General features: G+C 67.6%; 14 protein-coding genes. 10 read left to right on the top strand and 4 right to left on the bottom strand.

Annotation, left to right across the window (positions count from 1 at the left end):
• Nucleotides 1-44: 44 nt before the first annotated feature.
• The 3 genes from DEJ20_RS01125 (at nucleotide 45) to DEJ20_RS01115 (ending at nucleotide 1781) form a co-directional block, all read left to right on the top strand.
• On the top strand, nucleotides 45-992 hold the full coding sequence (locus DEJ20_RS01125; RefSeq protein ID WP_284183363.1) for an AraC family transcriptional regulator: 948 nt from the start codon (nucleotides 45-47) through the stop codon (nucleotides 990-992).
• Between the two features lie 157 nt (nucleotides 993-1149).
• A complete protein-coding gene (locus tag DEJ20_RS01120) occupies nucleotides 1150-1371 on the top strand; it encodes a hypothetical protein (RefSeq protein WP_146245349.1) in 222 nt (73 codons plus the stop codon).
• Nucleotides 1372-1457: 86 nt separating this feature from the next.
• Nucleotides 1458-1781: a hypothetical protein gene (locus DEJ20_RS01115; RefSeq protein ID WP_111234364.1), complete on the top strand. Its 324-nt coding sequence runs from the start codon at nucleotides 1458-1460 to the stop codon at nucleotides 1779-1781.
• Nucleotides 1782-1933: 152 nt separating this feature from the next.
• Here DEJ20_RS01115 and DEJ20_RS01110 read toward each other — a convergent pair whose 3' ends face one another.
• Together DEJ20_RS01110 and DEJ20_RS01105 are read right to left on the bottom strand one after the other, a co-directional pair.
• On the bottom strand, nucleotides 1934-2470 hold the full coding sequence (locus DEJ20_RS01110; protein ID WP_111234365.1) for a MarR family winged helix-turn-helix transcriptional regulator: 537 nt from the start codon (nucleotides 2468-2470) through the stop codon (nucleotides 1934-1936).
• Nucleotides 2471-2536: 66 nt separating this feature from the next.
• On the bottom strand, nucleotides 2537-2719 hold the full coding sequence (locus DEJ20_RS01105; RefSeq protein ID WP_111234366.1) for a hypothetical protein: 183 nt from the start codon (nucleotides 2717-2719) through the stop codon (nucleotides 2537-2539).
• Nucleotides 2720-3155: 436 nt separating this feature from the next.
• On the opposite strand from DEJ20_RS01105, the gene DEJ20_RS01100 reads away from it, so the two are divergent.
• From DEJ20_RS01100 to DEJ20_RS01085, 4 genes are all read left to right on the top strand, one after another.
• Complete coding sequence (locus DEJ20_RS01100; protein WP_111234367.1) at nucleotides 3156-3944, top strand: CPBP family intramembrane glutamic endopeptidase; 789 nt, start codon at nucleotides 3156-3158, stop codon at nucleotides 3942-3944.
• Entirely contained in the window at nucleotides 3941-4783 is an 843-nt protein-coding gene (locus tag DEJ20_RS01095; protein ID WP_284183362.1) for a CPBP family intramembrane glutamic endopeptidase, read from the top strand. The genes DEJ20_RS01100 and DEJ20_RS01095 overlap by 4 nt, the downstream gene beginning before the upstream one ends.
• 43 nt (nucleotides 4784-4826) lie before the next feature.
• Nucleotides 4827-5729 (top strand): CPBP family intramembrane glutamic endopeptidase, encoded by a 903-nt coding sequence (locus DEJ20_RS01090; protein ID WP_111234369.1) that lies wholly within the window; start codon nucleotides 4827-4829, stop codon nucleotides 5727-5729.
• Between the two features lie 80 nt (nucleotides 5730-5809).
• Nucleotides 5810-8242, top strand: a complete 2433-nt coding sequence (locus tag DEJ20_RS01085; protein ID WP_111234370.1) for a prealbumin-like fold domain-containing protein — start codon at nucleotides 5810-5812, stop codon at nucleotides 8240-8242.
• Between the two features lie 174 nt (nucleotides 8243-8416).
• Here DEJ20_RS01085 and DEJ20_RS01080 read toward each other — a convergent pair whose 3' ends face one another.
• Nucleotides 8417-8788, bottom strand: a complete 372-nt coding sequence (locus tag DEJ20_RS01080; protein WP_181431446.1) for a hypothetical protein — start codon at nucleotides 8786-8788, stop codon at nucleotides 8417-8419.
• A 182-nt stretch (nucleotides 8789-8970) separates the two neighbouring features.
• Between DEJ20_RS01080 and msrA the strand changes: the two genes are divergently transcribed.
• Nucleotides 8971-9492: a peptide-methionine (S)-S-oxide reductase MsrA gene (gene msrA / locus DEJ20_RS01075; RefSeq protein WP_071245202.1), complete on the top strand. Its 522-nt coding sequence runs from the start codon at nucleotides 8971-8973 to the stop codon at nucleotides 9490-9492.
• 18 nt (nucleotides 9493-9510) lie between these two features.
• Here the strand turns inward: msrA and DEJ20_RS01070 are convergent, their stop codons facing one another.
• Nucleotides 9511-9870 (bottom strand): UBP-type zinc finger domain-containing protein, encoded by a 360-nt coding sequence (locus DEJ20_RS01070; protein WP_071404761.1) that lies wholly within the window; start codon nucleotides 9868-9870, stop codon nucleotides 9511-9513.
• Between the two features lie 177 nt (nucleotides 9871-10047).
• On the opposite strand from DEJ20_RS01070, the gene ppk2 reads away from it, so the two are divergent.
• Entirely contained in the window at nucleotides 10048-10956 is a 909-nt protein-coding gene (gene ppk2, locus DEJ20_RS01065) for a polyphosphate kinase 2 (protein ID WP_027467245.1), read from the top strand.
• A gap of 187 nt (nucleotides 10957-11143) precedes the next feature.
• Complete coding sequence (locus tag DEJ20_RS01060; RefSeq protein WP_111234372.1) at nucleotides 11144-12736, top strand: APC family permease; 1593 nt, start codon at nucleotides 11144-11146, stop codon at nucleotides 12734-12736.
• The last annotated feature ends 2 nt before the right edge of the window (nucleotides 12737-12738 follow it).

Below are 12738 nucleotides of genomic sequence, written 5' to 3'. Positions count from 1 at the left end.
TTGCGCCTATTGTGGATATAGGGCTGGGGGCACATCATCAGACGGTGACCGATCCGATGCGCCGCACTCGACGCGAGACTCAGACCGCCGATCCGGATGTTGCTGCGGAGGCGATCGCTCTCACGCATGTGACGCACGGCGTCGACGTGGACCCGGAGGGTGCCGCTTTCGTGTTCGAGGAGCGGGTGCGTGGCACGCGGCTGCTGTCGTTGGAGTCGACCTCATGCACTGGAGTGGTCAGGGGCACGATCGAGCCGGACAGCGCGATGGTGCTGGTGTGGTTGAAATCCGGCCGGGGCACCGTCGACGGGCACGCGGTCCAGGTCGGCCGGCCGGTGCTGTACCGGAATGCGCCGCAACCGGTCCGGTTCGAGTCGTTCCAGAAAGATGTCATCCGCATCGACCGGACCACGGTCGAACACGTCGCCGCCGAGCGTGGGGGGTGGGCGCCAGGGCCGTTGGAGTTCCAGCCCCGGCACGTTCCGGAAGGGCCAGCGCTGGCTGCATGGTGGTTGATGGTCCGCACGGTCGCCGCGGAAGTGCTCCGCGGACCGGACGAGGTCTCGGAGGAACGGGAGCGGGAGCTGACGCGGTTCGCTGCCGGCGGTCTCCTCACCGCGATCCCGCACTGGCCTGTCGGCTCGCATGCCCCACTGGACGCTGCCGCCACCCGCTTCGCTCGTGCGGAAGCGTTCCTGCTCGAGCACGCTCGGGAATCGATCACCGTGTCGGACATCGCCGAAGCGGCCGGGCTGAGCGTTCGCGGGGTGCAGGCTGCGTTCAACCGGCATCACGGCATCACACCGTTGGCGTACCTTCGCCGGATCCGGCTGCTGCTGGCGCGCGAGCAACTCCAATCCGAGACCGACTGGAGTATCGCCGACGTCGCCCGGTGGGCGGGGTTCGCGCACCTCGGACGGTTCGCCGGCGCCTACCGGGCCGAGTTCGGTGAGCTCCCACGGCACACCAAACAGATCGCCCGAGGTTGGTGACCACGATCCCGACGCGAGCAGCACAGCACTGCCGTGAGGGCTCGGTGTCCCCCACGCGCAGGCAAGCTACCGGTCCGGAAGGCGTAGCGTCACCGGCACGCCGCTTCCGGGCGGCCCACCGTTACCGTCCCTGACAGGGAGACCCCGTATGGCGCTCATGCCGCACACTTCAAGCGATGTCGTCTGGACCGCGGTCACCGCCGACTCGTGGTCGGCGGCCCAGCCGGACGGGACGCTGCTCGGTGACGTCGCCCGCACCGACCGGTACTTCGCGCACAGCGCCGACGACACTGTCACCGGGACGCACAGCTCGCTAGAATCGGCGCGCAGTCAAATCGAAGCTCACGGTCGATGGCTGCACTCGCTCACGGGCAAATAACGCCCTTCCCGCGTACGTGCGCAGACCGGCGAAACTGAACGCAGTGCGCTGCCCGTCCGCTTCAGTGGGAAGGGAAGGAGTCCCTGATGAAGCACATTCACTACGACAGCAGCATGATCCTGACCAGCGATGACGTGGCAGATGCCGTCATCGAGTACGCCGCCGCTCTCGCCGGCGGCGACCGCGCCAACACCGTCGCTATCCCGTCGGTGGCGCATGACGGAACGATGACAACGACGAAGGTGTTGATCGGCCCGTCGAGCGAGATCGTCGTTGAGGACGCTGAGGAAGACGAGCTCGAAGTCGAGGACCGAGAGTTCGTCACACGGCTGCGTGCCGCCGCCGAGACGTTCGGGCACAGCGAGATCATCCACGCGAGCACCCGCTCCGACCTCGCCGACGCCGACTGAGGGATCCAGGCTCTGAGCCGGCTTCGGCCCGCTCAGCTCAGGGCTCAGGGATCGGGCCCCCCTTTGGTGGTTGCCGTACTGCGGCGGCGACCACAGCGAAGGACGAGCCGGCCTTCGAAGAGCGGGCGGATCGCATAGATTCCGGGCAGCGTTCAGCTGGATGGCTCGATGGTGTGGTCGTCGGATTCGTCGATGACGGTGTACTCGTCCGCCGGCTCAGGCGCTCCGGCAGTGATGAGCGCGTCGGTGATCAGCCTCAGGCACCGGGTGAGCACCTCGTTGTCCTCGGTTGAGAGATGGTCGATCACCTCGACGACGACCTGGTGGTAGCTCGTGTACGCGTCGTCGATTTTCTTCGCCGCCTGCACGGTCGGTTCCAGCACCTGCGCACGCCGATCGGTCGGATGCGGCGTGCGCGTGAAGTCACCCTTCGTGACGAGGCCGTCAACGATCTTCGTCACGGACGCATTCGACACGTTCAACATCACCGCGAGGTCTTTTGGCCCCATCGCCCGGCCATCCCGGTGCGCTTGCAGGATGTATCGGACGGCTTGGAACTCGTTCTTCGACAAGCCGCTCTCGACGCGTGCCTGCTCGAGCCGCTGCTCCTCCGCGTGCTGCAGCCGAAGGATCGCATCGGTAGCGTTCTTCGCCGACCGTGAACGCGGCTCCCGCGCATACAGGTGCATGTGTTCGCGGCGAACAACAGTCAAAGGCACAGGGCAGTGGTCCCTTCGAGTGGGGTGAACCCAGCGCTACTGGGCTGGCGCGGCGAAGAAGTCTGCGTAGGACGGCCCGATCGCCCCGGAAAGCAGCGAGGGGTCGTTGACGCGCTGGTTCACGTACGCGTCGACAACAGCGGGGTCGGTGAGACCGAACCGCTGGTGGGTTCCGGAGATGCGCCCGCTTTGGGGGAAGCCCTGGTAGGTGCTACGCACGAGAAGTCCCTTTCGTCGTTCAGCAATCGACCCCATCAGGGCCACCCCCGTCCGAGGGAGTGCCCAGACTGTTTCACAACGTAAACAATTTACGCAAGTGAACTTTCGCAGGCAGGACATTTCACGCGGTGAACTATACGTGCGCATCGAACTGGCGGTCGCCTCGATGGGGATGCGACCTGGTTTGCCTCGGTCGCGACGGAACTGGCGTGTCACTCGAGCGCAACTTCCAACCCTGGGGCTACTCACAACCCGGCTACGTGATGCAACCCGCCCGGACAAGGATCGTCTACCGGAACGCGATCACACACGGAGCGGTGCGAGAACGACGACCCCGAACGAAGCTGCTCCCACGCCCCTCATTGAACCGACCATCGTACAACCGGCATACTTTCGCTCAGGGACTGCCAGGTCTCCAACGACGTCAGGGGATCGCGTGCGCGTTGCACCACGGGTTTGGATTGGTGTTGCCGTTGTCGTCGGATATTCGGCGCTCGTCGTCGGAGTTCAGGCGGCGACAGGTATCAACTACACGACGTGGGGTGACTCGGCCAGAAACCTGTTCGTGGGCGCCGGCCTATCCCTCATCATCGCCGCGGTGGTCCTCGCCATCGTGACCAGCCTGCTCGGTTGGTGGGGTCCGGCGTTGCGGGAGCAGCACCGCAGCGCGCATCGGTGGCCGATCATCACCCCGGTCATCCTCGCGCTCATGGCCGTGGTCGGTCTTACCGCGTCCGACTGGAGCGCAGTGTCCGGAGGGTTCCTCGCTGCAGCGTTGGTGTTGGTGCTGGTCGGGTTCACGGAGGAACTCGTTGCCCGGGGCTTGTTCCTCGTTGCGCTCCGCAGCCGGCTGTCCGAGGTGTGGGTGTGGCTGATCACATCCGTCGTGTTCGGGTTGATGCACCTCAGCAACTCCCTCCTCGGACAGACCCTGGACGAAACGATCCCGCAGGTGGGGTTCGCCTTCGTCGTCGGCACCGTGTTCTACATCCTTCGCCGGACCACCGGTTCCCTCGTCCCGGCGATGGTGCTGCACGGGCTGTGGGACTTCACCCAGTTCATCGAGGGCAACGGCACCCCGGGGCCCGCCGCGGACTTCGCGCAGGCGTTCCTGTTCCCCGTAGCCGCGCTCGCGTTCATCTCCGTCGCATTCGTCATCCGTGGAGCCGATGAACGCCTCACCGGTGCCACGAACTTCCGCACCGTCGGAACCACCGCATCGTGACCGTCCCGCGCTCGCAGCGCGAGGAGCGCGTGCCAAGGACGATCTGGGTAGGCCTCCTCGCTGTGGTGGTGTACCTGCTCTTCGCCGCTGTCCTCGGCAACATCCTCGGTGACCTCGCGGACGGCGACACCGCGTCGTTCGCCCTCTCCCACCTCATCCCGCTGCCGATTGCCATCGTCCTCGCGCTGCTGTTCGTGCGGTGGTCGGGCTGGGCCGGCGTCTGGTCCGAGGTCCCCACGTTCCGGATGCAGCCTCGCCGCTGGTGGCTCGTCGTCATCCCCGTGCTCGCGGTGGCACTGCCTCTCGGGCAAGTTGCGGACATCGACTGGGGTACCCGGTCGGCCGGTGTCGTCGTAACCATCGTGGTGGGGACCATCCTCGTCGGGTTCGGTGAGGAACTCAGCCTCCGCGGCATCCTCCTCACCGCCGTCCGAGGACGCCACGGCGAGTTCGTCACCCTGGTCGTCACCGCGGTGACGTTCGCGTTGGCGCACGTGGTCGGCAGCATCTGGGGCGGCGTCCCTTTAGCGGGGATCGCCTTTCAGGTCGCCGCGCTCACCTCGACCGGTGTGACGTACTACTGGATCCGCCGCGTCACGGGGAAGTTGTGGGTTGGCATCGCGGTGCACGCGTTGACCGACTGCGTCCTGTACCTCACTTCGAGCGCGTCCAGCGCTTCCGAGGCGCTCATCAACGGCCCCGGCACCATCACCAACCAGACCTTCCTCGCAACGGTGCAGGTCCTGCTCATCATTGCGGTCCTCGTCAGCGTGGTGAGCGTCATCCGGGAGGACCGCCGATCACAGCGAGTCCGGCGAGACGCCGTCCCGGCCACGTAAGACCAACTCCTGAGGCGTCCGCGCTGGATCGAGAGGAAACGCCATGGTCACCGACCACGAACACACAACCGTCCCGACCAGCCGGAGGGGTGGCTGGCAGGGGTTCTGGGACCGCGGCGGCTGGTGGCGGGCCGTCCTCGCTGTCGTCCTGTACCTCGCCATCTACGAGGGCATCGGGTGGTTGAATGCACGCACGCTCGGCCGCGGCATCGAAGCGAACGCTCTCCTCTCGTCGCCCGGGGCGGTGCTCAACGGCCTGACGTTGCCCATCCTGGCCATGGGGATCCTGACGCTGGTGTTCGTGGCGACCCTCGGGTGGCGCCGCGAGGTGTTCGGCCGGCAGCCGGTGGAGGGACGGTGGTGGATGTGGATTGCCGTTGCCGTGCTCATTGTGCCGATCGTGATCCGTGTCGTCGCGACGAACTGGTCCGCGTACTCCGTATCGGTCGTGTTCGCGGTCCTGTTCCTCGGCCTGTGCATTGGGTTCACGGAAGAGCTCATCACCCGGGGCGTTGCGGTGAGCCTGCTCCGCCGCGGCGGTTACTCGGAGCGTGTCGTCGCGCTGCTGTCCGCGGTGCTGTTCGGGCTGATGCACGCCTCGAACGCCATCTCCGGCGCCAACCCGGTGGTCGTCGGCGCAACTGTCATTTACACGTTCGGCATCGGGATCATGCTGTACCTGTCGATGCGGGTCACCGGCAGCATCATTCCGGCCATGCTGCTGCACGCAGCGACCGACCCAACCACAATCCTCGCCACCGGCGGCATCGACGGGCAGTCCGCGTCTGCCGGCGACGCCGGGCTGCTCGGCTTCGCCGGGCTGTTCAACTTCCTCTACCCGATCCTCGGGCTCCTCGCCCTGTTCCTCATCAAGGGTCGCGTCCAGCCGAAGAAGACCGGAACCACTCGAGTTCTGGCCCCGGGTGACCGTCGAACGCAGCAGTAACCGCGGGAGTCTCGACTTTCACCGGCACGTCTGACATCGTCAGCAGCAACCGCATCACCACGCCGTCATCAGGGGAACGCATGGGTACGCAGGCGCAACACGATCAGCGACGACGTCGCAACCGCTTCACCCGGATCCTGGCACCGGTGCTGGCGTTCACGGCCGTCGTCGGAGCAACGCTCGCCACGGCGCCGGCAACCGCTGCGACCGTCGGCGCTGACGAGGACACGTACTCCATCACCTTCGCTGCCCGCGCCTGTGACTCGTACACGGATGTGTTGGCGAACAAGGCGCGGAACAACCTCATGGAGTCCCTGAAGGACCTCGGGGCGGACACCAACTACGACGCGTGGGGCATCGTTTCGGCGGAGAAGGAAGAGACCGGCAACGCGAACTGCCGACCGCTACCGAACTGGCAGATGACCACCGGCACCTGGTTCAACGGGAAGACCCCGGCGACGCAGAACCTCAGCACCGTGACCAGCCCATTTGCCACGACAATCCGCACGGGCGCGTCGACACCACTGCTCAACACGGATGGAGACCCCACTGGCGGGGTCCTGCCCGGGGCGGTGACGATGGAACTGACCGCGGATCAGCTCGCGGCCGCGAACTCCGGCGGACGACTCTGGATCCAGGGCGGCACCCCTAGCGACCCACTGAACGGGCAAGCCGACCAGTACGGGTTCGCGGCGCTGCGCTGCGGGCAGGACGCCGTCAACGGCGACAACGTCGAAGCGGTGTACTTCCCGTCCGGGCAGCACCACGTGTTCTGCTTCTACTACGCCGTCACCCCACCGCCGCAGTCCGGCACCATCGTCGTGCAGAAGCAGCTCGCCGCGGACAGTAACGGCACCGGCACGTTCCGCTTCGACGGCAACATCTCTTACGCCGACGAGAACAATGACGGCACCAACGACTTCTCCGTCACCGCGAGTCCCGGGAACCCGGCCACGACGACCTTCATCCGCGGTGAGGTCCGCGGAACGGATCCCGCGTGGAGCTTCCAGGAAGCGGCGACACCTGGCTGGGACCCGCCGACCGACCCGGTGTGCACCAGCCGGACCGGGGACAGTGCCGTCACCATCGACTCATCGACACACCGGGCGAGCGTTCGGCTCGCCGGCGGCGACACCGTGACCTGCGTCGTCACCAACAACCGCACGGCCGTCGGTGACACCTCCCTCGCCGTGGAGTCGCTCGGCGGAACCGCGGACTTCCCCGTCACCGTCACCGGTCCGACGGCTGCTCCGGCTGAGAACTTCACGGGCACGGCGACCACGACCCAGGTCGGCGCACCTGTCACCCCGTGGTCCGGGTCCGCACTGAGTCTCGGTTCCTACGTGATGTCCGAAGTGCTGCCGGCGCCGACCGCTGCTGGATCGTGGGAGGCGGAGAGCGCCACCTGCGTTGACCGCTTCGGCACCGTCGACACCTACGACATCACCGCGAGCGGGCAGACCCGCACCATCACGCTGACGGCCATCACCCCGTCGACGAACCACTGCATCTTCATCAACCGGTTCACCCCAGGCGGCTCGATCACCCTGCAGAAAACCAGCATCGGCGGGGCGGACACGTTCGACTACGACATCACCGCGCTCGACGCAGCCGGCAACCCGGACCCCGAGCAGGACTACCGTGCCACGGCGACCACCACCGCGGCTGGCACTCCGGTCATCGCCACTCCGACGGGCGCAGCCGCCGACGCCCTCGTAGTCGCACCGGCCGCCCGGTACCTCGTCCGCGAACAGGCACCAACCGGTGACCTCCTCGGGTTCTGGCGGTTCACCGGCCTTAGCTGCGGCGCGAACACCGTCGAGCGTGCCGGCGCGAACGCGTTCATCGTCACCCTCGACACCACGAACCCCGACGCGACGTGCGCTCTCGAGAACACGTACGAGCGGACCGGACGCTTCCAAGTCAACGTGCACACCACCGCTGACACGGCCCTCCGCACCGGCAACGACTTGGTCGACGTGACCTGCAATGAGGGCACCGACATCCCGGTCAGCACCGGTGCCGGCGCCGAGGAGGGCACGTCCGGCCCATACGTGGTCTTCGGTGGAGCCGAATGCTCGCTGACGCACACAGCCACGGGTGCGGCTGCCGGCACGACGGTCACGGAACACGCAACGGTCACCGTCGACGGCGGCACCGCAACACCGCTCGAGCTCGCCGACGACGTCGTCGCACTCGGCGCCGGCCGGACCGTCGTGGTCGACGTCTACACGACCATCACCGCCGCTGCGCAGCCCGAGCCCATCCCAACCGAAACGCCGAGTCTGACTCCGACAGATTCCGCATCCGCTGTGCCGGTACCGACCACCCCAACGGGCAACCCGACCGCTGTTGCGGTGACCCCGATCAGTGACCCAGATGACGGCGACCGAGGCCCGCTCGCGTTCACAGGGGCGAACATCACCGGTCTTGCAGTCGCCGCCGCACTCCTGCTGATCCTCGGCGGCGGCCTCATCGTGATCCGACGCCAGCAACGACGGTTAGAGCGCTGACGTCACAGCCCGCAGATGTCCCGGTAGGCGATCGGCTATCGGGCACCGAGACCAGCGCTCCTGTGTCCGTCGACGACGCCATCCACCTCGCAGTCGACCCTGTCTCGAAACCGATCTGGAGTGAACGGCATCAGGTCCTCGGGAGCGTGTGGCGGCGAGTTCGCTTGACGACGGTCATCGGATCGACAGATCGATCGCGACGACACCGAGTACGAAGATCAGGACGATGACCACGAGGCCGATCGCCGGCGTCACGACCCGTCGCCGCACCGTGGGAGCACCAGACGCCCCGATGACCCAGGTCGTGATCGCGACGACGAGTGCGAGGAACGGCACGAGGAACTCCGCGACATCGCCGACCGCGTACGAACACCGCATCGTCTCGTCGGAGCCACACGGCGTGTACAGCAGCTGCGCGGCGAGCATCCCCGGCAGCGAGCCGATCGTCGCGAACACCTCGAGGAACACGAGGAAACAGAACGCGAGTCCGAGCAGCCACCAACCACGTGGACGGCGCTGGACTTCGTCGATGGATGACCGCTTCATGTGAGGCCGACCGTACCGCAGGGGTGACACGGAGCACGGACTCGTAGGGTCGAGTCGTACCGACCGCACACCCGGGTGGGTCCGTGCCCCACAGCGGACCTGACGACGGGAACAGATCGTCCCTGTTGCCGGTTGCACGACACGGTGTCGCAGCCAGTGACACGAGAGCCCAGGAGGCCACCATGACCACCACCGAGACCGCCATCCTCGCCGGCGGATGCTTCTGGGGAGCGCAGCAGCTCCTCCGTCGTCGTCCCGGCATCGTCAGCACCCGCGTCGGCTACTCCGGCGGCGACGTGCCGAACGCGACGTACCGCAACCACGGCGACCACGCCGAGTCGGTCGAGATCGTCTTCGACCCGTCCCAGATCTCGTACCGGGACCTGCTGGAGTTCTTCTTCCAGATCCACGACCCGTCGACGAAGGACCGCCAGGGCAACGACATCGGTCGCAGCTACCGTTCGGCGATCTTCTACACCTCGGACGAGCAGAAGCAGGTCGCGCTCGACACCATCGCGGACGTCGACGCGTCGGGCATCTGGCCCGGCAAGGTCGTCACCGAGGTCACCGCGGCCGGCCCGTTCTGGGAGGCCGAGGACGAGCACCAGGACTACCTCGAGAAGAACCCGCACGGCTACACCTGCCACTTCGTGCGTCCGGGCTGGAAGCTCCCGCACCGCGACGAGGCGACCGCGGCCGTCTGACCTGACGGCCGCCGGGGATCAGCGCGATCCGCCGAGCAGTTCCAACCAGTCCCCGGGAAGGCGATCCGCCGGCCCGGGGACTGCCTGCGTCACGGGGTGGCTGGTGGGGGCCGCGAGCTCGAGCCCCTCGGAGCGGGTGTCGTCGCGGTAGTCCCAGGCCCAGGTCTCGCCGGGCTCGTAGCTCTGGATGACCGCGTGCCCGGTCTCCTCCCAGTGCCGCGTCGCGTGCGTGTTGAGCGAGTCGTCGCAGCAGCCGACGTGGCCGCACGCCGCGCAGCGGCGCAGGTGCACCCACCACGAGCCGGTCGCGTCGCACTCGACGCACCCGTCTCCGCTCGGTGCGATCTCGGGGTGGATCATCTCGGCCTGGTCCGTCATGGCCCCATCATGCCTGTGAAGGGCCACATGCGGTCGGGAGGCACGGGGCGGGCTCGCACCGCGCCTCCAGACCGTCATCGGGTCGCGTCCAGGGCGAGGCGTGGGGCGGTCGTGCGGGTGGCCGGGCCAGGATGGCCCTGGGGCCGACAGCCGATCGGCTCGCAGAGGGAGGACACCGTGGACACAGCGCCGTACTCGCAGCCGTTGCGGGAGTACATCGAACAGCTGCGGACCGAGGGGTACAGCGTCGCGGACGGTCAGACGGCCGACCCGGAGCTGATCGACCCGCACGGCAACCCGGTGCTCACCTGGCAGGACGACTACCCGTACTCGGAGCGCCTGCCGCGGGACGAGTACGAGTACCAGAAGTACCTGCTGCAGATCGAGCTGCTGAAGTGCCAGTACTGGCTCGAGGACACCGGCCAGAAGGTCGTGGTGCTCTTCGAGGGGCGTGACGCGGCGGGCAAGGGCGGCACGATCAAGCGGTTCACGGAGCACCTCAACCCCCGGACCTCGCGGGTCGTCGCGCTGAGCAAGCCGACCGAGCGCGAGCGCGGTGAGTGGTACTTCCAGCGGTACGTGCAGCACCTGCCGGCCGCGGGTGAGATGGTCCTGTTCGACCGCTCCTGGTACAACCGTGCCGGCGTCGAACGGGTGATGGGCTTCTGCAGCGACGACGAGTACGAGTCGTTCATGACCCAGGTGCCGCAGTTCGAGCGGATGCTCGTCGACTCCGGCATCCACCTGACGAAGTTCTGGTTCTCGGTGACCCGGCGCGAGCAGCGGACACGGTTCGCGATGCGCCAGCTCGACCCGGTGCGGCGGTGGAAGCTGTCCGACATCGACCTGCTGTCGCTCGACCGGTGGGAGGACTACACCGAGGCGAAGACGGCGATGTTCACCCGGACGAGCAAGCGCTACGCGCCGTGGACGATCGTGCGGTCGAACGACAAGAAGCGCGCCCGGCTCAACGCGATGCGGTACTTCCTGACGCAGTTCGACTACCCGGACAAGGCCGCCGACGTCATCGGCAAGCCGGACCCGCTCATCGTCCGCCGCGGCAAGCGGGACGTCGACGTCGAGTGACCCCCCGACCGGTGATCCCCCACCGGTGATCCCCCGCCGCTGATCCGCCCGCCGACTCGGAACGTTTACACGCCGAGGCCTGCCGTCACGCACTCGAAACAGACGGGCAACGGCGACGACACAGGGCCGCAAGACACTTGTCGCACTACCTGTCACCCGACAGGTACTCCGCGAAAGGTCTGCAGTCATGCGTTCTCCGCAAGCACCGCTCCACGCACCGCGCGCCACGTCCGACGTCGACACCCAGGGGCTCGCCCGCCTCGGCTACGAGCAGGAACTCCACCGCGGGGTCGGCTCGTTCTCCTCCTTCGCGGCGGGCTTCTCCTTCGTGTCGATCCTCACCACGGTCTTCCAGCTGTTCGGACTCGGCTTCGGGCTGGGCGGTGCTGCGTTCTTCTGGGCGTGGCCGCTCGTCTTCGGCGGCCAGCTGCTCGTCGCGCTGAACTTCGCGCAGCTCGCGGCCCGCTGGCCCATCTCCGGCGCGATCTTCCAGTGGTCGAGCCGCCTGGCCGGAGCCCGGTTCGGGTGGTTCACCGGCTGGACGATGATCATCGGCCAGATCCTCACCGTCGCGGTGGCGGCCATCGCCGTGCAGGCCGTGCTCCCCGCGATCTGGGACGGGTTCCAGGTCGTCGGCGGTCCGGGCGCGGACCCGTCCGTCGCGTCGCCGACCGGTGCCGCGAACGCGGTGGTCCTCGGGCTGGTGATGCTCGCCGTGACGACGATCGTGAACATCACGAGCGTCCGGCTGATGGCCCGCGTGACGAGCTTCGGCGTGCTCATCGAGATCATCGGCGTCGTCGTGCTCATCGGCGCCCTGTTCCTGCTGCCGCACCGCAGCGCCTCGGTGGTGTTCACGACCGCCGGGTCGACCAGCACCGAGCCGTACGTGTGGGCGTTCCTGGCCTCCTCGCTGATGGCCGCGTACGTGATGGTCGGCTTCGACTCGGCCGGTGAGCTCGCCGAGGAGACGCACAACCCGCGCCGGACCACCCCGAAGACGATCGTCCGGGCACTCACGGTCTCCGGCCTCGGCGGCGGGCTGCTCATCATCGGTGCCCTCGTCGCCGCCCCGAGCCTGACCGACGGCAAGCTCGCCACGCAGGGTCTCGCCTGGGTGATCACGTCGACCCTGGGCGACGTCTTCGGTCGACTCCTGCTCTGCACCGTCGCCGTCGCCGTCTTCGCGTGCACCCTCGCCGTGCAGACCGCCGGCGCCCGGATGGTCTACTCGATGGCCCGCGAGAAGGCGCTGCCCTTCCACCGCACCCTCGCCCGGGTCTCGCCCCGCACCGGCACCCCGATCGCGGCGTCGATCGTCGTCGGGGTCGGCGCCGGGCTGGCCCTCGCCGTCAACATCGGGCAGTCCGCGATCTTCACCGCCCTGTCGAGCCTGTGCATCGCGATGCTCTACCTGGCCTACCTCGGGGTCACCGGGCCGCTGCTGGTCCAGCGGATCAAGCTCCGTCGTACCGGGCTGCCGACCGGGGTGGACGAGGACGGCAAGCCGCTGTTCACCCTCGGTCGCTGGGGCATCCCGCTCAACGCCCTGGCCGTGGCGTTCCAGATCGGCATGGCGATCAACCTCATCTGGCCCCGGCCGGAGATCTACGACCTGACCGGCACCTCGTGGTGGCTGCAGTACAGCGCCCTGCTGTTCATCGGCGGCGTGCTGCTCGTCGGCTGGGCGTGGTCGAGCTGGCGGCACCGCACGCACGGGCCGATCACCCTGGCCGAGGTGCCCACCACCGCCTCGGTCCCCGCCCCCGTCGAAGCCTGATC

The organism is Curtobacterium sp. MCSS17_005, from assembly GCF_003234225.2.
GTDB lineage: Bacteria > Actinomycetota > Actinomycetes > Actinomycetales > Microbacteriaceae > Curtobacterium > Curtobacterium flaccumfaciens.
The sequence above is the reverse complement of the archived record's forward strand: the minus strand, read 5'-3'. Positions and strand labels throughout refer to the sequence as shown.